The sequence below is a fragment of the Acinetobacter sp. CE-15 genome (assembly GCF_051059255.1).
Lineage (GTDB): Bacteria > Pseudomonadota > Gammaproteobacteria > Pseudomonadales > Moraxellaceae > Acinetobacter > Acinetobacter guillouiae.
Genome location: NZ_CP192737.1, coordinates 4191669 through 4212746 on the forward strand (window position 1 = coordinate 4191669; position 21078 = coordinate 4212746).

The 21078-nt window shown below is 37.6% G+C and carries 19 protein-coding genes and 4 tRNA genes; 15 read left to right on the plus strand and 8 right to left on the minus strand.

What is annotated here, in order from left to right; all coding sequences use genetic code 11:
- Positions 1-65: 65 nt before the first annotated feature.
- From ACQ7EO_RS19230 to ACQ7EO_RS19250, 5 genes are all read left to right on the plus strand, one after another.
- Positions 66-1907: a long-chain-acyl-CoA synthetase gene (locus tag ACQ7EO_RS19230; protein WP_034611588.1), complete on the plus strand. Its 1842-nt coding sequence runs from the start codon at positions 66-68 to the stop codon at positions 1905-1907.
- 195 nt (positions 1908-2102) lie between these two features.
- Positions 2103-2178: transfer RNA gene (locus tag ACQ7EO_RS19235), tRNA-Lys, on the plus strand.
- A gap of 92 nt (positions 2179-2270) precedes the next feature.
- Positions 2271-2346, plus strand: a tRNA-Lys gene (locus ACQ7EO_RS19240).
- 93 nt (positions 2347-2439) lie between these two features.
- Positions 2440-2515: transfer RNA gene (locus ACQ7EO_RS19245), tRNA-Lys, on the plus strand.
- A gap of 159 nt (positions 2516-2674) precedes the next feature.
- Positions 2675-2750 (plus strand) — tRNA-Lys (locus tag ACQ7EO_RS19250).
- Positions 2751-3154: 404 nt separating this feature from the next.
- Here the strand turns inward: ACQ7EO_RS19250 and ACQ7EO_RS19255 are convergent.
- Positions 3155-6130, minus strand: coding sequence for a cytosine permease (locus tag ACQ7EO_RS19255; RefSeq protein WP_434278401.1), 2976 nt, complete (start codon positions 6128-6130; stop codon positions 3155-3157).
- A 608-nt stretch (positions 6131-6738) separates the two neighbouring features.
- Here ACQ7EO_RS19255 and ACQ7EO_RS19260 point away from each other — a divergent pair.
- Complete coding sequence (locus tag ACQ7EO_RS19260) at positions 6739-7509, plus strand: TorF family putative porin (protein WP_434278403.1); 771 nt, start codon at positions 6739-6741, stop codon at positions 7507-7509.
- A 168-nt stretch (positions 7510-7677) separates the two neighbouring features.
- Here ACQ7EO_RS19260 and ACQ7EO_RS19265 read toward each other — a convergent pair whose 3' ends face one another.
- Positions 7678-8349 carry a hypothetical protein gene (locus ACQ7EO_RS19265; protein ID WP_004818735.1) on the minus strand — a complete coding sequence of 224 codons (672 nt, stop codon included), beginning with the start codon at positions 8347-8349 and terminating at the stop codon, positions 7678-7680.
- A 329-nt stretch (positions 8350-8678) separates the two neighbouring features.
- Between ACQ7EO_RS19265 and ACQ7EO_RS19270 the strand changes: the two genes are divergently transcribed.
- Complete coding sequence (locus ACQ7EO_RS19270; protein ID WP_004818733.1) at positions 8679-8939, plus strand: PspC domain-containing protein; 261 nt, start codon at positions 8679-8681, stop codon at positions 8937-8939.
- Between the two features lie 125 nt (positions 8940-9064).
- Here ACQ7EO_RS19270 and ACQ7EO_RS19275 read toward each other — a convergent pair whose 3' ends face one another.
- The 3 genes from ACQ7EO_RS19275 to ACQ7EO_RS19285 form a co-directional block, all read right to left on the minus strand.
- Positions 9065-10165, minus strand: coding sequence for an HPP family protein (locus ACQ7EO_RS19275; protein ID WP_004818732.1), 1101 nt, complete (start codon positions 10163-10165; stop codon positions 9065-9067).
- Between the two features lie 122 nt (positions 10166-10287).
- Positions 10288-10704 carry a lysozyme inhibitor LprI family protein gene (locus tag ACQ7EO_RS19280; protein ID WP_315077556.1) on the minus strand — a complete coding sequence of 139 codons (417 nt, stop codon included), beginning with the start codon at positions 10702-10704 and terminating at the stop codon, positions 10288-10290.
- 439 nt (positions 10705-11143) lie between these two features.
- On the minus strand, positions 11144-12628 hold the full coding sequence (locus ACQ7EO_RS19285) for an FAD-binding oxidoreductase (protein WP_434278405.1): 1485 nt from the start codon (positions 12626-12628) through the stop codon (positions 11144-11146).
- A 152-nt stretch (positions 12629-12780) separates the two neighbouring features.
- Between ACQ7EO_RS19285 and ACQ7EO_RS19290 the strand changes: the two genes are divergently transcribed.
- The gene (locus tag ACQ7EO_RS19290; protein ID WP_434278407.1) at positions 12781-13299 is read left to right on the plus strand and encodes an exonuclease; all 519 of its coding nucleotides are present in this window, start codon (positions 12781-12783) and stop codon (positions 13297-13299) included.
- Here ACQ7EO_RS19290 and ACQ7EO_RS19295 read toward each other — a convergent pair.
- Together ACQ7EO_RS19295 and ACQ7EO_RS19300 are read right to left on the minus strand one after the other, a co-directional pair.
- The gene (locus ACQ7EO_RS19295) at positions 13275-13907 is read right to left on the minus strand and encodes a hypothetical protein (protein WP_434278408.1); all 633 of its coding nucleotides are present in this window, start codon (positions 13905-13907) and stop codon (positions 13275-13277) included. The two genes, ACQ7EO_RS19290 and ACQ7EO_RS19295, sit on opposite strands and share 25 nt — an antisense overlap.
- Positions 13904-14395: a hypothetical protein gene (locus ACQ7EO_RS19300; protein WP_270382876.1), complete on the minus strand. Its 492-nt coding sequence runs from the start codon at positions 14393-14395 to the stop codon at positions 13904-13906. The genes ACQ7EO_RS19295 and ACQ7EO_RS19300 overlap by 4 nt, the downstream gene beginning before the upstream one ends.
- A 41-nt stretch (positions 14396-14436) precedes the next feature.
- Here ACQ7EO_RS19300 and ACQ7EO_RS19305 point away from each other — a divergent pair, with 41 nt between their 5' ends.
- The 7 genes from ACQ7EO_RS19305 to ACQ7EO_RS19335 all read left to right on the plus strand — a co-directional run bounded on the left by ACQ7EO_RS19305 (position 14437) and on the right by ACQ7EO_RS19335 (position 20576).
- Positions 14437-14829, plus strand: coding sequence for a hypothetical protein (locus tag ACQ7EO_RS19305; RefSeq protein ID WP_434278409.1), 393 nt, complete (start codon positions 14437-14439; stop codon positions 14827-14829).
- Positions 14830-14935: 106 nt separating this feature from the next.
- Positions 14936-15913 (plus strand): glycine--tRNA ligase subunit alpha, encoded by a 978-nt coding sequence (gene glyQ / locus ACQ7EO_RS19310; RefSeq protein WP_004718182.1) that lies wholly within the window; start codon positions 14936-14938, stop codon positions 15911-15913.
- Positions 15913-17982: a glycine--tRNA ligase subunit beta gene (gene glyS, locus ACQ7EO_RS19315; protein ID WP_434278411.1), complete on the plus strand. Its 2070-nt coding sequence runs from the start codon at positions 15913-15915 to the stop codon at positions 17980-17982. The genes glyQ and glyS overlap by 1 nt, the downstream gene beginning before the upstream one ends.
- Before the next feature lie 2 nt (positions 17983-17984).
- Positions 17985-18578, plus strand: coding sequence for a DUF6036 family nucleotidyltransferase (locus ACQ7EO_RS19320; protein ID WP_434278412.1), 594 nt, complete (start codon positions 17985-17987; stop codon positions 18576-18578).
- Positions 18579-18583: 5 nt separating this feature from the next.
- Positions 18584-18973 carry a hypothetical protein gene (locus ACQ7EO_RS19325; RefSeq protein WP_303577677.1) on the plus strand — a complete coding sequence of 130 codons (390 nt, stop codon included), beginning with the start codon at positions 18584-18586 and terminating at the stop codon, positions 18971-18973.
- A 384-nt stretch (positions 18974-19357) separates the two neighbouring features.
- On the plus strand, positions 19358-20101 hold the full coding sequence (locus tag ACQ7EO_RS19330; protein ID WP_434278414.1) for a hypothetical protein: 744 nt from the start codon (positions 19358-19360) through the stop codon (positions 20099-20101).
- A gap of 91 nt (positions 20102-20192) precedes the next feature.
- Complete coding sequence (locus tag ACQ7EO_RS19335; RefSeq protein WP_434278416.1) at positions 20193-20576, plus strand: hypothetical protein; 384 nt, start codon at positions 20193-20195, stop codon at positions 20574-20576.
- 53 nt (positions 20577-20629) lie between these two features.
- Here the strand turns inward: ACQ7EO_RS19335 and ACQ7EO_RS19340 are convergent, their stop codons facing one another.
- Complete coding sequence (locus tag ACQ7EO_RS19340; RefSeq protein ID WP_434278418.1) at positions 20630-21022, minus strand: hypothetical protein; 393 nt, start codon at positions 21020-21022, stop codon at positions 20630-20632.
- Positions 21023-21078: the final 56 nt, after the last annotated feature.

The window sequence follows — 21078 nt, forward strand, 5'->3', positions numbered from 1 at the left end:
AATGTAATGTGAGTCAATGACACTCTAAAAATTGTATTGGATTACGAAAAATAAATAGGATTGATATGAGTCAAACAACACAGGCCGATCTCATCGGATTTACTGATGTCGCAGAGCGCTTACCACAGCTCATCAATAAGCTTCCCAATATCCTGACTGGACTTAAACAAGCTTATATCAGAACACCCAATACGCCTGCTGGGCTAGGTCTTGCTTTTGAACGTGCTGTAAAACGCAATCCTTATGGTGATGCGTTATTATTTGAAGATCAACGCTATAGTTATAAAGAACTGAATAACTGGGCCAATCAAATTGCACACTTTTATCTTTCTATTGGCATAAAAAAAGGCGATGCGATCACCGTGATGATCGAAAATCGTCCTGAGTTGATTGCGACCGTGATTGCACTGGCAAAAATTGGCGTAACAACAGCTTTAGTCAATACCTCACAGACAGGTAAAGTCCTGACGCATAGTATCAATTTGGTCAATCCTGTTGCGGTGATCGTCGGTGAAGAATGCCGTGCTGCGGTAGATGAGATTCGTCAAGACTTAAACATTGCTCAAGACCGCATCCATTGGTTTGCAGATCAAAATACAACGCAAGACCCGGGTATAGCACCTCAAGGCTTTATCAATCTTGCTGAAAAAATTCAACAATTTCCAAAATTCAATCCTTCGACCACACAAAGTGTCAAAGGGAAAGATGGCTTGTTTTATATCTATACCTCTGGCACAACAGGTTTACCTAAAGCTGTGGTCTTTACCAACAGTCGTTGGACCTTGGCATATGGAACATATGGTCATGTCTTAAACTTAGGTGAAGATGATGTGATGTACTGCACTTTACCGCTTTACCATGCAACAGGTATGGTGGTGTGCTGGTGTGGTGCTATTGCAGGGGGTTCAGCCTTGGCAATCCGTCGTAAATTCTCTACCTCTGCATTCTGGTCTGATGTCAAAAAATTTAATGCGTCAGCGATTGGATATGTTGGTGAACTTTGCCGCTACCTTATGGATGCACCTGCTTCAGAACTTGATCATACGCACCGTGTCACCAAAATGATCGGTAATGGTATGCGCCCAAATATTTGGGGCAAGTTTAAAGAACGCTTTGGTATCGAAGAAATTTTAGAACTTTATGCCTCTAGTGAAGGAAATGTAGGCTTCAGTAATGTTTTTAATTTTAACAATACTGTTGGCTTCTCACCTACACCTTATGCCATCGTCCAGTTCGATAAAGAAAAAAATGAAGCAATCCGTGACAGTCATGGTGCATGTCAAAAGGTCAAAAAAGGTGAAGTGGGCTTATTGATTGGTAAAATCACCAAGCGCTCCCCTTTTGATGGCTATACAGACCCAGAAAAGAACAAGTCAGTGATCATGAAAGATGTCTTTAAAAAGGGCGATTCTTACTTTATTACTGGTGACTTGGTTCGTGATATTGGTTTCCGACACGCGCAATTTGTCGATCGCCTTGGCGATACTTTCCGCTGGAAAGGTGAAAATGTTTCAACCACCGAAGTTGAAAATATTTGTAGTGAATACCCTAAAATCACAGAAGCTGTGGTTTACGGCGTTGAAATTCCAAATACCAATGGTCGAGCAGGTATGGCTGCCATTACTTTACATGATGGTGAAGAACTGACTGAACAAGATCTAAGCCAGCTTGCAGCCGAGTTTAAAAAGAACTTGCCAGCCTATGCTGTTCCGGTATTTTTACGTATCCAACAAATTGTAGAAACGACGGGTACATTTAAATATCAGAAAAATAAATTAAAGGAACAAGCCTTTAATCCTGAAAAAACCTCTGATCGTTTATTGGTTTTACTGCCAAGTGCCAATGCCTATTGTGATGTCACTGCGGAAGTTTTTGCCAATATTGAAGCTTATAAATACCGCTTCTAAAGCTAAAAGCCCTGATTTCAGGGCTTTTTTAGTCCATTTTGTGTTATTTATAACCGAACGTTGCAAACTTTCTTAATTTTTACTTGCGCTCTATCAATATCTTGCTAAAATACGCTCCATCAAAACAAAGTGGTGTTTAAAAACTTTTTAGTTTTCTTGCACTACACATTCAAGCCTAGCTTGGATGAAGGTTCAGGGTCGTTAGCTCAGCTGGTAGAGCAGCGGACTTTTAATCCGTTGGTCCCGCGTTCGAATCGCGGACGACCCACCACTTAATTGTTTTGACCTGTAAATGGATAGCGATAGAAAATTCTCAATTTTCACAAATATCGTGTAAAGCATCGCTTTATACATCCTTGCTCAGGGTCGTTAGCTCAGCTGGTAGAGCAGCGGACTTTTAATCCGTTGGTCCCGCGTTCGAATCGCGGACGACCCACCATCTTCATGTTTCAACCTGTAAATAGATACCGATAGAAAATTCTCGATTTTCACTGATATCGGGTAAAGCAACGCGCTTTACACATCTCGCTCAGGGTCGTTAGCTCAGCTGGTAGAGCAGCGGACTTTTAATCCGTTGGTCCCGCGTTCGAATCGCGGACGACCCACCATTCTTTCTTAGGGCTTCTTTCTGTAAAGTTAAAGTACTACAATAGAAACGAAACCTGCAAACGTTCCGACCAAGACCAAACATCTTTTTAGATGCTTCGCCATTCTCGAAATTTTGCTTCATCTTTTGTTCTGGTTTAATCATGTTTTAAACAAGTTCAGGGTTGTTAGCTCAGTTGGTAGAGCAGTAGACTCTTAATCTATTGGTCGTGGGTTCGAACCCCACACAACCCACCAGATTTTTAAGTCATTTACCACCCCTTTAAATAAGTTCAGTTGAATTATTTTTCTGATAGCTGCACGCCCTAATCAAACGGATTGTTTTATCATTCAATGATGACGAAGCATCAATACTCAAATATCGACTGAGATCTTAGTCAACGGTTTTAGCTCAAAACAACCAAGCCAACAATCACAATCAGATGACACGACCGAACTGAATAGCTAAAAAGCTTTTATTCTTCTTGTCGAACGAGTAAATGCCAAATCATCGCTAGCAAAATAATATTCTCCTGCTTGACGAGTCATCGTATTCCCCCTCCCAAACAATATAAAACCGTGCCCAATAACCAAGATTGCGCACGGTTTAATTATGCGTATGGCCATTCAATTAAAACAATCTAGGGAATTTACCCAGTGGATTATTGCTGTTGAAGGATAAAATCTGCGGCACGTTCACCAATCATCATACATGGCGCATTGGTATTGCCTGATACAAGATCAGGCATAATGGATGCATCAGCGATACGCAGATTATTAAAGCCAACGACCTTAAGCTTTGGATCGACCACACTCATTGCATCAATCCCCATCTTACATGTTCCCACGGGATGAAATACGGTTGCAGCATATTCACGAACATAGGCTTGATAGTCTGCATCAGTTTTAACATCAGGTCCAGGTAAGATTTCTTGACCATTGAACGCCTTAAATACATCTTGTTTTAAAATACGCTGTGCCAGTTTAATTCCTTCAATCAGCACGTGCATATCTTGTTCTTTTTCAAGGAAGTTATAATCAATCTCGATCTGCTTTTGGGCATTCACACGTATTTCACCAATGCTCTTTGGTCTTAAAACACAGGTGTGGATTGCATAGCCATGCCCCCATTCAAACAGACGACCACGATGACTCCGATACCCCGGAACAAAGTGAAATTGCACATCTGGTAAATCTGTTGCCAGTGGTGTTTTTGCAAAGCCCCCTGCTTCTACATAGTTGGTGGTCAACCAGCCTTTTCTTTTGAGTGCATACTGGAATGGTGCCGGCAGTATAGATGCCAAAGCCCCAACGGAAAAACCCAGTGTTTTTGAACTATTTGTTCTAACCGTCACCAAACCATCAATATGCTCTTGCAAGTTTTTACCTACCCCTGGTAAATCAACCTTACATTCAATACCAGCCTGTTCCAACTCAGATTTCGGACCAATACCAGATTTCATCAATAATAACGGCGAAACAAAAGCACCAGCTGAAAGGATTAACTCTTTATTGATTCTGATATCAAAATTTTGTCCTTGTCGTTGCACATGAATCGAGTGTACTTGCCCCTCACTATGATGAATACGCTCAACCTCGCATTCAGTCACCACTGTAAGGTTTGAACGTGTCAATATTGGCTGAACGAATGCTTTAAAGCTGGATAGACGCTGACCATCACGTTGAGTCACATCATATATCCCCACACCTTCACTTGATGCAGCATTAAAATCTTGATTTTCTTTTAGATTGAGTAAAGCGGCAGCTTGGATAAAGAGTTTAGATAATGGGTTCGGATCTTTCGGATGATCAACAAATAACTCGCCCTCAACACCATGAAAAGCCAAGTCTTGCTGAATGACATTTTTTTCAGAGCGTTTAAAGAAGGGTAAAACCTCTTTCCAGCCCCATCCAGCACAACCTTTCGCTTCCCAATTATCATAATCAGAGGCATTTCCGCGAATATAAATCATACTGTTCATTGAACTTGAACCGCCGACCATTTTGCCACGTGGGGCATGGATTTGACGATTATTCAAACGTTTCTGAGGGGTAGAAAAGAAATTCCAGCTGTATTTTTTACTCTTATATAACGTGATCGTTCCTGCGGGAATCTGAATGCGTGGCGAATTATCAGCAGCGCCTGCTTCAATCAAGCAGACACGAGTATTTGGGTTTTCACTTAGTCGATTGGCAATCACACTCCCCGCCGAACCCGCGCCAACGATGACATAATCATAGCTATGTTGCTGTAATAGTTGATTGTCTATTTCAGGTAATGTGCGTTTATATAACATCGCCACAACATAATACAGTGGGCTAACCACCAACAAACCAACCGCCCATGAAATATCCACTTCACCCAGTAATTTGGCAAGCGGACCAACATACAGCGGTGTAGATAAAAATGGAATCTGAATCAAAATCCCAATCACATAACAGATTAATGCAGGCCAATTGAAGTAACCATAAATCCCACCATCCGGTTTAAAGAAGGATGCCACATCATATTCAGTATGATGGATAAAGTAATAATCGATGAGGTTGATGGCTGTCCATGGAATCAGTACACACATGAGCAAGAGAATAAAATTGACATAACTCTCGACAAAGCTTTCCGAACTTGAAACAGATAAGAACATCGCCACACTAAATAAGCTTAATGCCACTATAGTTCTGGCAAGCACTCGCGGTGACCAACGGTGAAAAATCGTTTGTAGAATAGTGATGCTCGATAAAGTACCACAGTACAAATTCATCGAGTTTGTGGCAGCAATCCCGAGAGAAAAGACGATAATCAAAGCGGTACTGAATAGACCGGAGCCGGTTAAGTGAATTAAGCCTTGAATAAAGTCACCACTATAGGCACGAGCAACGGTTAAGCCCAAGATCATTGAAATCAGTGAGCCGAGTGAACAGCCCCAATAGCTTGCCCAAAATGCAGTTTTTGCCCCAGTCGCTTTAGGCAAATAGCGGGAATAATCTGATACATACGGGGCATAAGCCAACTGCCATAATGCGGCAATGGATAAGGTTCCCATAAAGCCAATGCTTGAAAACGTTCCCAGCTGAAAGAAATCTTGGGGGAAGTATTGCGAACTAAATACACGAATAAAAGCAGCAAGCAGCATTAAACCTGAAAGTACCGCAAGGATTTGGGTGTATTTATGAATGAGTTTATAACCAAAAATAACTGCAATCAGACTCCCAATCGCAATAATCGTAATGCCTTGTACCTTGGAAATCGGCTGATAAATTGTATGTAGCGCTTCACCACCAACCACCAAATTGGATGCATAAAAACCCAAGTACATAATCACCACGACGCCAACAACAAGCAAAGCCCCATAGAAACCAAATTGCCCGCGTGTCTGAATCATTTGCGGCACTGCAAGTTGTGGGCCTTGCGCAGAATGCAGTGCGACAAAAATCGCACCAACAAGATTGCCTAAAACCAATGCCATTAAGGCGGAAAAGAAACTCAGATTAAAAACTGTAACTGCCAATGAGCCCGTAAACATAGTCAACAACATAATGTTTGAGCCAAACCAGATCGTAAATAGATCGCGTGCGTTACCGTGACGTTGATTTTCAGGAATTGCCTGAATCGTACTACTTTCCATAGTTGTGATAGACATAGGAATCCATTCCATAAATAAAAAAGTTATAACCAATCTTAGAATCGGCTTAAATTTTTATATTCAGTATCAAGCCTTTAGTTTTTTTAAAGTAAGACTAAAAAGGACTGAATAACGTAGTTACTCCATCGTAAAGAGATCAAAATCATTTGCGAAATCACCTTAAAATTTAAAATAAAGACCATCTAATATTTTGAAAATATTGAGGTCAGAATAATCACGAACAAATTAAAGAAAAAATTATCTCAGGCCTGTATTTGATCGATGTTCAATATCGACCTATACACCAGCTTGAGTACCACTTGAATTGAATAAAAACGATGGGTGAAAAGCAGATCATTGATCTAGGGTTAAAAAAGTAATTTATCGTTCAAAAGAATTTTTTATTAAAAAATAATTACATAAATAATCATTAAAAAAATTTAACTCAATTGGATAAAAGTCATCGTTATACCCAAGCGATTCAGATTTTTTGAGGCATGTGTTCTGAATATTCTATTATCTCTTTATAACATCACTACTTAAGATAACAAAAACAAAAATGCGTCGTTGATCGACATAAAAAAGGATTTTGGAATAATCCAAATTTTTACGAAAAGGAAATCAATATGATTAAACCAGTAATTTTATCGGTAATGCTGACAACAATGGCAACTCATTCTGCTATGGCCTCAGAAACAGGACATTCATCAGGTCTTAGCTTAAGCGGTTCTGCTGCACTGACAACGGACTACCGTTTCCGTGGACTCTCCCAATCTCGTAATGATCCTGCGGTACAAGGGACCTTTGTACTGTCACATGATTCTGGTTTATACGGCGGAATCTTTGCGGCCAATACGGACTTCGGTGGTTCAACATCACCACATTTTGAGTTTACCTCATATATTGGCTATAACACGGCATTAAATTGGTCTGAAAAAGTTAAGCCAACACTAGATTTAAGCTATAACCGATTTAGCTATCCAGGTTGGTCGGATTGGGCATGGCATGAGTTTTCTGCACGTTTAACCTTTAATGATATCTTTTTGGGTAAAGATAGCCTCCTCACCAATATTAATTATAGTGATGACTATATTGGGTTTGCAGGTGATGCATGGAACTTCACCTTAGGCTATTCAGTACCATTGGCTGAAACAGGTTTTGGTCTGACGTCAAGTATTGGTTATTCCATCATCCAAGATAAAGGTGCATTGATTGATGTTGATGCCGACAATTACATCGATTGGAAGCTTGGGGTGAATTATCAATTTAAAACACTTGAAGGTTTAACTGCGGAGTTATCTGCGGTTGGTACCAATTTGAATACCGATCAGCTCTCTAAAAGTGAAAAACGTACAGTCGCAAACGGTGCAATTTTTAGTTTAACCAAAGCGTTTTAACATTGCATTTTTAGACGATACACAATGTTTAACTGCTATCTGATTTTCTAAGATGATCATTCATTTCAAAATTTTAAATGTGTCATTCTGGTGGGTTACACCCTAAAGCCCCACCAGATTGTTTAATTATCAATTTTTCTAGCTACCAATTTTTTAACTACTATTTTTTTAATTATCAAATTTCTTTAACACATAGGCTTTTGTTGGCGCGGTATGGTGTTGACTAAAATAAAGTCGATTTTCTTCAGTGCCATTAACTATTTTATCAATATCCATCACCAAGTCATTTTGTGCGTCCACGTTGTAATAGAACTGAATACCTTCAATTCGATTAATCACAATTTCATGATTTACTTCATCATAGGCCCAAGTATTTTTTTGATAGCCACGGTTCGGCTTGATATCACTATTTTCATAGGTCATTTTTCCCATATACACAAAGGTACGATGTGCAGTACCGTCTGGGAGTAAGTTAATAATAAACTCCGCACTGCCTTTTTCACACTTGGCAAACGGATCTTCACAACTCATTTGTACATGATAACGTCCAACAAATGCCTCAGCTTTTGTGGAAACCACGTCACTTTGCTGGTCTTGCCCTTTCATTTCTACCATTGCAGGCAAGGTGGCTTGACCGGCGAGATCGGTCAGTTTTTTCCCTTCACTTGCATTGGCACGTGGTGGCGTTTGTTGCAAAGCAAGTTCGCTGGATGAATTTTGTGTGTCAGATGCACCTTGTTGTTTATCATTTGATTTTGAGGAATCGCAAGCACTCAGTACTGTACAAATACTGATGCCTAAAATTCTAAAAAAAATTACTTTATGAAAAGTTAAATACATAAATCCAAATAACCCAATTGCACCGTGCCAGACACATCAAAGATCAATGTGTATATCTATATCTTATTGCGTTGTGCCGTTTCTCGAAATCTTAACGCTGTATTTTTTACAAAAGTATAAAAAACATATTTATCACCACCGCCACCTACATCGGATTGGACACTTTTTACATTATTTTTAATGATTTAACTGGCGTTGTTACACAGTCTTAACAATTTTAATTGGTGATTCACTTGAAGAATCAAACAGAAACGCCACTATTTACTTATATGAATTCATTTTTAATTTTTTAATCATGAATGATGATGAATAACTTTAAGGAGATTTAAATGGCCAATTCTGGTTTATATCGTTCAAGCCGACACAATATGATCGCCGGTGTAATGGGCGGTATTGCTGAACGTTTTGGTTGGAATGTCACATTACTACGAATTATTTTCGTAATTGTTTCATGTTTGAGCGCAGCTTTTCCAGGTATTCTGGTGTATTTGGTGCTTTGGTTAATTATGCCAAAACAAAACTTGCAGCTAAATGAACCGCAAAGCTATGAACGCCCTGTACGAACCATTTATGAAGAGAAAACCCATTAATTGACTTCGATTTAAAGATATGACCCTTTTCAGCTACAACAGTTCCCCCAAACTGCTGTAGCTTTTTTTATACCGCATCATTTTTAAACAGTTTCATTTTTAAACGGTTTTATTTTTAAACAGTATCATTGTGAATTATTGAGTTGTTGCTGTAATGCTGCAATCATATCTGCGCGACTAATAATCCCGACCATTTTTTGATGATCAACCACAGGGATATAATTAAAAGAGCGCTCAACGAAATAAGGCACCAAGTCTTGAATCGGTTGCGTCGGCTGTACAGTCACCACTTGTCGATTCATAATTTGTTTGACCAAATGTTCCCAAGGAGCACGCGCATCGGCAGCGCGTTTAAACCACTCTACAATTTCATACAATGCCAATGTGCCAACCAATTCCCGATCAGCATTGAGCACGGGCAAACTCATCAAATTCACATGTTTAAACTTATCTAAAGCTTGGTGAATATCATCTTGTTCATCCAAGCTCAGCACATCTTTGCTCATAATATCTTGGCAAAGGTATTGATGTACTGCCCTTGCATTGGCCTTTGCTTGTGCTTCTAAAATGATTTTCTGTAAATCATATTCACTAATATCTAAAAGCTGTGTCTGTTGTTCTAACACATCTTGAATATCTTGCGGTTGAATGGTGACTTTCTGTGTCGGGGTTGGATCCTTCGAACGTGTATTAAGCTGTGCAGCTTGTGGATATTGCTTTCCCAACATACGATTAAAAATGATCGCGATCACCAGCAGCAAGACTGAATTGAGTAATACTGGGTAAAAGATAAATTGATAACCCAACTGGTGAATAGATGCACCACCCAATACGGCAGTAATCGCCACTGCGCCACTTGGCGGATGCAATGAATCTGTACTCATCATCAAGAATATCGACAATGCAACAGCAACACTAAATGCCTCGGTTGGATTGGAAATAAAGATGGCACAAGTCACGCCGACTAAACCTGCGATGGTATTCCCCACCACCATATTCCAAGGTTGTGCTAAAGGGCTTGCGGGTACAGCAAAGAGCAATACCGAGGACGCGCCCATCGGTGCGATATACCATGCATTAAATCCACCGAGTACATACCAACTGATCAATGATGACACTGCTAATCCAAGCAGTGCACCAACACCACAGACTAAACGATCTTTTAGTGGTAAAACTTTAAAATTGGGTTTTAAGGTATTTAACCATTCAAGTTGCGTATGAAACACGACAGTCCTGCGCTTTAACACGGTTTAAAGTGTGAATTATACGATGTTGTGGTTATAAGATATATTTATTATCTATCTTAAATGGATAAATTTTTCGCTGATATTTCTCATCTACTGATTTTTCACTGGGCATATTCAGTCAATTGATCAAGTCTTTTTCCATATTCTTGCATTGGACAAAAGGCATACATGGGTGAACCAATATAACTTCCAGCATTTTGACACTCCTGATCAACATAAGCTTTCCATAAGCGTTGTGATTTCATGATGTCGTTATAACGTTCTGGCTGATGGTTTATCTGACTCTGTTTTTTAATCTGATCGAGAACTTTGACAATTTCTTTTTCATAATATGCTCTGCTCTGGTTACTACATGATTCAACCACGGCATTGTTGATGTTGCCTAAAGCCAGTTTTTCGATGGTTTGTTCAACACATTGGTTATATACATCGGGTGAAGCAGCACTCTGTTCTGCATAAGCCGATATTGAACAAATAGTTGTAGATAAAACCATCATGATTGTGCATGCTCTTATCATATTTATTCCTTTGTTGTTTTGATCATGGCTCAATATAGCAATAAATCGATTTTAAAGGCTTTGTTTTTAGCACCCAGTCTGAGCTTAATCCTATTGATCGCGTTTTTTCTTTTTATGAATCATCAATATGATATACAGTCTTTACTGACAATATTTGGTATCAGCCTAATCGTTTATCTGATTTATTGCATTCTTGTCATTCCAATTGCTTATGTCATTTCACTTTGGCTTGCACATCAATATTGGCTTAATTTTTTCAGTATTTTCGTCGGCTCACTGTTAATGTGGCTAATTGTCAGCATCATTGGCTATCTGGTTTTTACTGGGTCATTACCCACACCGCTATGGAAACTATTGAGCGATTGGTTTTTTTATGCAATTTCTGTATTTGCAGGGTGCTGTTATTGGGTTTTGTTAAAAGTATTCTCCAGACCATCATTTACGACTCACGATAATGTAGATAAAACTGATTACTAAAAATCTCCTCTGGATCATATTTTTTCTTCAAACTAAAAAAGGCGTCCGTTTGCGGATAGGCTAAACGCATCTTGTCGCGACTCACATGTAAACGATAAGGCAAATAAAATGTGCCTTGGTTTTTAAGTGTAATATCAACCAATTGCTGAGTCAGTTGTTGCATATCCTGCTCTTGTTGTGCGGTCTTCTTTTGATTAAACAGAAACACCAAGCCAAAAACATCCTCTCGGGCATAATTCATAAACGCATCATGATCATGTTCAACTTCACGAATCGTGATATTGAGTAGATCCACTTTTTTCGTTTTTAAAACAGGCTTGAGATCTTGAATAAACTGAGCCAAGTGCTGCTTTGGAATAAAATATTCATGCAATAGATCGGTTGAATGGCTATCTTTATTTTCAATCAAGGCAGCATCCTCACTGAGAATTTCATTGCGACTAAACGTCGCATAAGGCGATACTGAATTCAGGCTACTTTCTAGATCCCAACGTAGTCGTTTGCCGTATTCACTATCGACAGAACCACGGAACACGATCCGCTTGGTTTCAGCATTTTTACTTTGTTGTTGTGACAAGGCTAAGGGTTTTTTATCGATTTTTTCAAAATAGTTTAAGGTTGCCTGCTGTAAAAAATGCTTATCTGAAATACGTAACCGACCATAAGCAAATTGTACATCTGGATTATTACTGACAATCTTTTGGTACGCATTTACATAGTCTTCAGGTAATACTGAAATTGATTGAAATGTTAAAGCGACATTATCCACAACTTTTAATTTCACATCGAGAATAATGCCAAATAATCCATAGCCACCAATCACCAATTTAAACAGTTCAGGATGTTCTGTACGACTACATTTTACAATCTCTCCCTGTGCATTCATCAAGGTAAATGACTCAACACTGGATGAAATCGGGGGTGAATTCTTTTGCCAACCATGCCCATTGACACTGATCGAACCGCCAATCGAGAAATTACTAAAAGATTGCATCACTGCAATTGATTTACCATAGCGGTCTAAATACTGAAGGGCCTCTTCCCATGTTGCACCCGAGCCAATCGTGAGAATATTGCTCTTCTCATCAAAGCTCATATGGTTATAGGGCAGCATATTCAGTGCAATACCATCAGGGTAAATCGTATGCCCACCCATACTGTGCTTAGCCCCCGCAATCGAAACTTTTAGATGATGTTCACTTGCATATTTAAGCAAAGTTTTAAGTTGTTGTTGAATCGCTTCGGGTGTACTTTCTACATCGACAATTTTATGCACTTTTGTCAAATTAAGATGACTGGCATCATCCCGATAGCCTATAGGAATATGCTCAATTCCCTGTTGCTCATTGATTTTTGTTTTAAAAAGATGAATCGCAGGAATAGAAATAACCGCTAATAGAATAAGGAGAAGGCTTAGCCAAAGTTTGTTTTTCTGTGCTTTTTGCATAATGAATGATTTAAAATGTTTTAAATTTATTCAATAATTTATAAGCTATAAATATTAAAAAAGCAAAATACCGATAAAGTTTGTCAGCGATCAGAATCATCATTTATAATGAATTCCAGCATAAAAACAATATCTTAAAATAAGGAGAATATATGGCTTATATTATGGTGGACATCGAAGCAGATGGTCCAATTCCCGGTGATTACTCAATGATTGCGCTAGGTGCAGTGTTGGTAGAAGATCACTTACATCAACAATTCTACGGTTTACTTAAACCAATTTCCGAAAATTATATTCCTCAAGCGCTCGCAGTTTCAGGCTTTAGTCGTGAAGAAACCCTAAGCTTTAACAATCCTGAGCATGTTATGAAAGACTTTGCCAAGTGGGTGAGTAAAGTCAGTAAAGATCGCCCTATCTTTATTAGTGATAATAATGGTTTTGACTGGATGTTTGTCTGTTGGTATTTTCATCATTTTACTGGCAGTAATCCGTTTGGATTTAGTTCACAAAATTTAGGCAGTTTGTATAAAGGACTGGTCAAAGATAGCGTTCTAAGTTTTAAGCATTTGCGTAAAACAGCACATACCCATAACCCTGTTGACGATGCCAAAGGCAATGCAGAAGCGTTATTGGCAATGAAAAAGGACTATGGATTGAAGATTAAGTTTTGATTGGCCTTTTCTAGATATAAAACCCGCCCCTCATAACCACGCATATCCCACATGATGTTCTGCTGATTAATTGAAAGTTCCATGAAGTTTATGGGTAGGTTTAATGACAACATATACTGGAATTGATGTATCACTTGTAAAATATAACCATCAATATTTAGAAGATTTAAACCTATATTAAACATACTGAATTCATCGATAGATAGCATATATAAATCCTCATCTAGATAATACCAAATATCCATTATTGGATGATAAACACCATCAAACACCGTATTGTCACTAATCGTTTCACAAATATTTTTTAAAATATTTACAGCAAGTTCAGGCTGGATTTTACCGCCCAACACTTCATCACAAAAAAATTGTAAGTAAGCAAAAATTGCTTTTTTTGAATCTGGATAAGGTAAACCTAGTTCGTCTATTGATGCGTGAAAATATTTTTCAGCTAACCCGATCTCTGGAAAACTTTCCAATATTAAAGAAACCAAAGCAATAATAGATTCTGTTTCAAAACCATTTTCTAATTTTGCTACAGCCCAATCAATATAATCTTGTGCATTTTTACCATCTACTAAATTCTTACCAATGATTTCTAAATAATTCATTTAATCACCATTGAATAAAAAGTCATGATCTGTTCATGATGAACTTCCAGCATCCAACTTCTGGTTTGATCCACAATATTTAAACTTATCCCAACAGACCAACTAAAGATATCCCAGTGTTTCACAAAAACTTTCCATTGGGTTTTGATTACATTTTCATCATATAGCATGTAAATATCTTGATCGAAAGGAATCTTTTGCTGAAACAACCATTCTCTCACTTGCGCAATTTCAAGATCAGAATTCCAACTTTCTGAAATATTTAAGTATTGCTCATTCTTAAAAGATTTAGGCATTTCTTTATACATGAGTCGAGCAAATTCAGTGGCTTCAAAGCCTTTCAAAAAAGTTATGCGTTGGGAAAGATAGTGTTCTAACGCGAATTCGTCGATCAAAAAAGATAAACCAAATGGCAGCTCTGCATAGCTTTGCCAACTTTTGAATTTACGCTCATAATCCACTAAATACATAATATTTAAAATTTCCATGTTAATATCAAATATATAATTTAACTTATTTAATTTTACCAATGAACAAAATAACCCATTTCATCATTTTAACTTCTTCGTTTTTCCTTGCTGCATGTAGTACATCAAATGAACCCGTAATTTTAGAAACAAAGCAAATTGCAATGACGGGCGAACCATCAAGCACACTTGAACTTACCCTAATTAAAAAAGATAAAATCTGCATCTTAAAAGCAAAAAACACTTCTAAAAATACACCAACAATAGAAAAAGATTGGGCTTTTTTTAGGGACGATCTCATTTTAATATCTGAAAATTCAAGCTCGGAACCCGTAATCAATAGCGATGCTCCAGATGCAAAAATTGAAGAGCACATTGAGGAAATGAAAATAAGAAAAGAGGCCAAAGAAATGAAAAGTTTTATCTCAAAAGAAAATCTGAAAAAATGTACATAAGTTGATCTGCGATAAGAATCAATATTTATAGACTAACCTTTGCCACACCTCCCCAAAATCCTTATACTTAGAACCAATTTTTTCTAATACTTATAGTGGATGCTGCATGAGTCGCGCCATATCGCATATTGATACATTCCAAGGCTTAATTCTTGCCTTACAAAACTACTGGGCTGAACAAGGTTGTGTGGTGTTACAGCCTTACGATATGGAAATGGGCGCAGGGACATTCCACACTGCAACATTCTTACGTGCGCTTGGGCCAGAAACATGGAACGCAGCATACGTTCAACCCTCACGTCGTCCTAAAGACGGTCGTTATGGCGAAAACCCAAACCGTTTACAACACTACTATCAATTCCAAGTGGTACTTAAACCCAACCCTGACAATATCCAACAACTGTATCTAGACTCTTTAGAAGCGATTGGTATTGACACGCTTACACATGACATTCGTTTTGTAGAAGACAACTGGGAATCTCCAACATTGGGCGCTTGGGGCTTAGGTTGGGAAGTGTGGTTAAACGGTATGGAAGTGACTCAGTTTACTTACTTCCAACAAGTCGGTGGGGTTGAGTGCTACCCAGTCACAGGTGAAATCACTTACGGTCTTGAACGTCTGGCAATGTACTTGCAGGGCGTCGATTCAGTTTATGACTTGGTTTGGACCAAAGGTCAATTTGGTACAGTCACCTACGGTGATGTGTTCCATCAAAATGAAGTAGAGCAATCAACTTATAACTTTGAATATGCCAACGTTGAAAAAATGTTTGAACTCTTCGACTTTTATGAAGCTGAAGCAACCCGCTTAATGGAAGCGGAACTTCCACTTCCAGCATATGAGCAAGTCATCAAAGCATCACACAGCTTTAACTTACTCGATGCACGTGGTGCTATTTCTGTCACTGAGCGTCAACGTTATATTTTACGTGTGCGTACTTTGGCACGCTCTATTGCACAAAGCTATGTGGCTGCTCGTGCCAAACTCGGTTTCCCAATGGCTGAACCGCATTTACGTGACGAAGTGCTTGCACAGTTAAAGGCACAAGTTGAAGCAGAAGCAAAAGCTGAGGAGAATAAATAATGTCTAAACATACAGTTTTATTCGAACTTGGCTGTGAAGAATTACCGCCTAAAAGCTTAAAGACCTTACGTGATGCGTTACAAGCTGAAACGGTTAAAGGTTTAAAAGACGCAGGTTTGGCATTTGATTCAATTGAAGCTTATGCAGCACCACGTCGTTTGGCATTAAAAATTGTTAATGTTGATGGTGCACAAGCAGACACTCAAAAGCGTTTTGATGGTCCTGCCCTACAAGCTGCTTATGATGTAGAAGGCAAACCAACCAAAGCCTTAGAAGGCTTTATGCGTGGTCAAGGCATTACTGCGGATCAAGTATCAACTTTCCAAGCAGGTAAAGTTGAAAAAGTTTGTTATTTAAAAGATGTGAAAGGCCAAAGTCTTGACGCTTTACTTCCACAAATTTTACAAACAGCACTAGATAACTTACCAATCGCAAAACGTATGCGTTCTGCGGCAAGCCGTACTGAATTTGTTCGTCCAGTGAAATGGGTGGTCTTGTTAAAAGACAATGATGTGATTGATGCAACGATTCAGGATCATAAAGCGGGTAATCTGACCTACGGCCATCGTTTCCATGCCCCTGAAGCGATTTCACTCACAAATTCAGATGATTATTTACCGAAATTAAAAGCAGCACATGTCGTGGCTTCTTTTGAAGAGCGTCAAGCGATCATTGACCAACAAGTTAAAGCTTTGGCTGATGAAGTCAATGCGATTGCCATCGTTCCTGCCGACCTACGTGATGAAGTGACTGCATTGGTTGAATGGCCTGTTGCGTTACGTGCAAGCTTTGAAGAACGTTTCCTTGCAGTGCCTCAAGAAGCCTTGATCACCACGATGCAAGACAACCAGAAGTATTTCTGTTTGGTCAATGCAGCACATAAATTACAGCCTTATTTCATTACTGTTTCCAATATTGAGTCTAAAGATCCAACTCAAATCATTGAAGGTAATGAAAAAGTTGTACGTCCTCGTTTGTCTGATGCAGAGTTTTTCTTCTTACAAGACCAAAAGCAACCGCTTGCTTCTCGTAAAGAGAAATTAGCCAATATGGTCTTCCAAGCACAATTGGGCACACTTTGGAACAAGTCTGAACGTATTGCAAAATTGGCTGTGGCGTTATCTGCAATCACGGGTGCAAATCCTACTGATGCTGAAAAAGCTGCACTGCTTGCAAAATGTGACTTAACTTCAGAGTTAGTTGGTGAATTCCCTGAACTTCAAGGGATCGCGGGAACTTATTACGCACGTATTGAAGGCGAAAATGATGAAGTTGCTGAAGCTTTAGGTGAGCAATATTTACCTAAGTTTGCTGGCGATGTTCTACCAAAAACGAAAACAGGTACAACCATTGCCCTTGCTGATCGTTTAGATACCCTCACAGGTATTTTCGGGATTGGTCAAGCACCGACGGGTTCGAAAGATCCATTTGCTTTACGTCGTTCTGCGATTGGTATCTTGCGTTTGGTGATTGAAAATAATCTTGATGTTTCGATTGAAGAACTAATCAAGCTTGCTTTGGCTGCTTATGGCGATGTATTAAAAGATCATGCGAAGACTTTAGTCGATGCTGTCGCATTCCTCGAAGGTCGTTACCGTGCTAAGTACGAAGACCAAGGTGTTGCCGTTGATGTGATTCAGGCTGTTCAAGCACTTTCTCCAAAATCACCTCTTGATTTTGATAAGCGTGTAAATGCAGTAAATCACTTCCGTAGTTTGCCTGAAGCTGCTGCTTTGGCTGCTGCAAATAAGCGTGTTGCCAATATTTTGGCGAAAGAGGTAATTCCCGAAGGAAATGTGTTTATTGACAACTTAGTTGAAGATGCTGAAAAAGCTTTGTTTGAAGAGTTTTGGCGAATAAATCCTATTGTTAAACCATTATTTGATACTAAAGACTACACAAAAGCACTGTCTAAGTTAGCTGCGCTTCGTGCACCAATTGATGCATTCTTTGAGAATGTGATGGTGATGTCAGATGATACTAACTTAAGAATAAATCGCTTACGAATGCTTCAACTATTCCGTAACTTATTTATGCAGATTGCAGATATTTCTGTGTTACAGCATTAAGTATGACGATCTATAGTAATTCTCCAATTACTATCACTATTCTCAAGCTCTTTCAAGAGCTTGAGAATTACATATTAAAAAATCATAAGAATTTACCGCATGGTGCTGTAAAGGCTTTTATTTTTGGTGGTTGTGCATTTCATATTCATACCAATGCTCGTGGTAGCAATGATATAGATGCTGAAATTCAGGCAATCCAGCAATTAAAGAAACACGATATAGTTGTGTTTTTAGAAAATAATGATGTTGAATATTTAGATGATAATAATCTTGAAACTAATTTAGAGTTTGATCGTAGTTTTAACACCAGCCTTGCATCTGTCGACCCTGACTACCTTGAAAGAGCGATTCCATTAGTTGCCAATCGTATTGTTGAAGTTTATTTAGTATCCGGTTTAGATTTAGCCATTTCAAAACTTGCTCGTTTATCTGATAGAGATATCGAAGACATCAAAGAATTATACCTTAATGGTAAGTTTTCTCTTGAAGCGTTTAAAAAATCAGCGAATAATGCTGAAATGTACTATGCGACTCCTGAACAATTACACTCGAATAGTCAATATATCGTGTCAATCCTTTCGGAGTTAAGAGGCTAACTCATATGATGAATCAGGTAGAGTTTGAACACGCTTTAAATACATTGTTAAAACAACCATTATCATCGGCAACATTTAGTGAAGTGAAACCAGTTGCTGAGGCTTTACTCTATTCAGAGCTTTTACCTTCTATAACAAATAATCTAAGTACGCTTGAAACACGCCGTTTAGTTTTCTTACTTGAAAAATTTAGACGCTATTCATGTTCTAGCGTATCCCGTAGACAACAGTTAAAGTCTTTTTCAGATGATTTGTCTTTACAGACCACTCATCTTGACTCAAGCCACTTGGTTGATCCTTTAGCGCAAAGATTTGGTTTAGATGAAGATTTAAATCATTTAAAATCACAATTACTCACACTTCAAACGCGCCATTATCATCAAGAGCATGGGTAAAAATCATTCGCTGTTTCCTCTTTTACATTAGGTGACGAATAAGTTCTTTGAGAATGTGATAATGATATAGCGTTTTTTTGGAGAAAATCGTTTAAATTTACTTGTACAGCTAAACAGCTTGTTTGAGGATGTTCTTGCATTAAAAAGTTAAAATTAAGCTATTGAAATAAAATTAAAATTCTGATAAAAGATGAATTTTATTTATTTTTTATTAACATGCAGAAAAATTTAATACATCCATTTTTAAAATTCAGTTTCATCTCATTATTAACATTGGTTATTCCAGTGATAACTATCGAAAAATTCCAACTCTACTCCATAATTCTGTCAGAAAACTCCATTCTATACATCTACTCAACAATAGCACAAGTTGTAGCTGGGCTAATGGCGCTAACATTAGTAGCTGTACCGTATTTATTTACCTTACTTGAAAAAAAGATACAACAAGATGAAAGCTGGGAAACAGCTGTTTCAATTGCAAAAGAAAAGGTGTTCGAATATTTTCTATTGATTTTTATCATAGGAATTGTATCTGTTTTATTTTGTCTTATTGTTATTGGTACATTTAATTATTTAGACTATCAAAATTATTCATTAACTATTGCAACATGTAGTTTTCTTTACTTCATCTCTATTGTTCTATATTTAATATTCTATAGCGTTGACCCAACAAGATTATCTAAAATCAATGATAAATATGTTGAAAAATATTTAGAGAAAAAGAATGTAGAAAATCTACCAAATGCCCAAATCATTTCACCAAAAGGTATTCGACCTGAAATAATTTCTAAAGATTTAGAAATTAAAAGTGAACAAAATATAAGTTCTAGTGTCGGTAACTTTTTTATGGAATATTCAAAATTTGAAGACAATATTAATACTTACTACAAAAAATTAGTAGAATCGACAAAAAAACCTCCTTTTATACAACAGATTAAAGAATTAAATCGTTTCAATATCATTCCTGATAATTTATATCATGAAATAAATGATATCCGAATCTTTAGAAATGCTTTAGTCCATACTAGTCATCAGATGGAGTTAGACAAAAATTTAATAGATAATTTAAATTTAAAAATTAGAAATATTAATCAAGAAATTAAAGAATCAATTGAAAGTTCTAAATAAAATTAGAACTTTCATTAACAATCTAAAACTAAATATTCCTAATACATTGTATAGACTCAATTGATCAAGTTAAGTTTAAGATCAAAAGCATATGAATTCTAAAATATTATTATCTGTACCTTTAATCGCGATCGTCCTCACCGCCTGCTCAACTACACCCACCAATCCAAACGCTCCAACTGTTTTAGAACAACATAAAAATATCTCTGCTGAACCAAGCACAAAACATAACCTTGCCAAACTCATCAAACAAACAGACAACTGTGTCATCGAATTTACTGGCAACTTTGAAACAGGAAAAGCCACAGAACATTGGATTTTTAAAGGTGATCAGCTCATCTCTGCATTTTCAAATGTAGATGCTGAAGTCGAAAATAAACAAACTGTTTTTGATCCAAAAGATGCTGAAAAGCTAAAAAACTTCAACTCACTTAAAAATAACTTTAAAACATCAAATCTGGAAAAATGTAATTAATCTCGGCACTTCACTTTGATACGTCGTTGAGGCTAAAAGAGCTAAATACAAAATTATTTCGCTCTTTTAGCCACATAAATGACGGGATAAATCCAAACAAGGACGCCAATGAGTCCAATCGCAGCAAATATGAAACTATTTGGGAGGTAATGATTAAACCAATAATAAATTGGATTTAAACCCAATTTAAACGAATTCATCATTGCGTAGAGTATCGCAATCATCAGCACATGAGACAAAATCAGATGTCCAATAGATAGCTGATATTTCCTAAAATATTTTGCAAAATAAAGGCTTGGAATCAAATAAATTAAAAATACCACGCCCATAATGACCCAACCCATTATTTGATGCCTGGAAGATAGTTCATCTCCACAGCCACAGGCAAAACTGGGTTTTAAACTCAATATAAAGGTGAGAAATATTAAGATTATTATATTTTTCATTATGATGATTAAACCAACAATTTAACCCAAAGCTTATGTCGTTTTTATTTTAATAA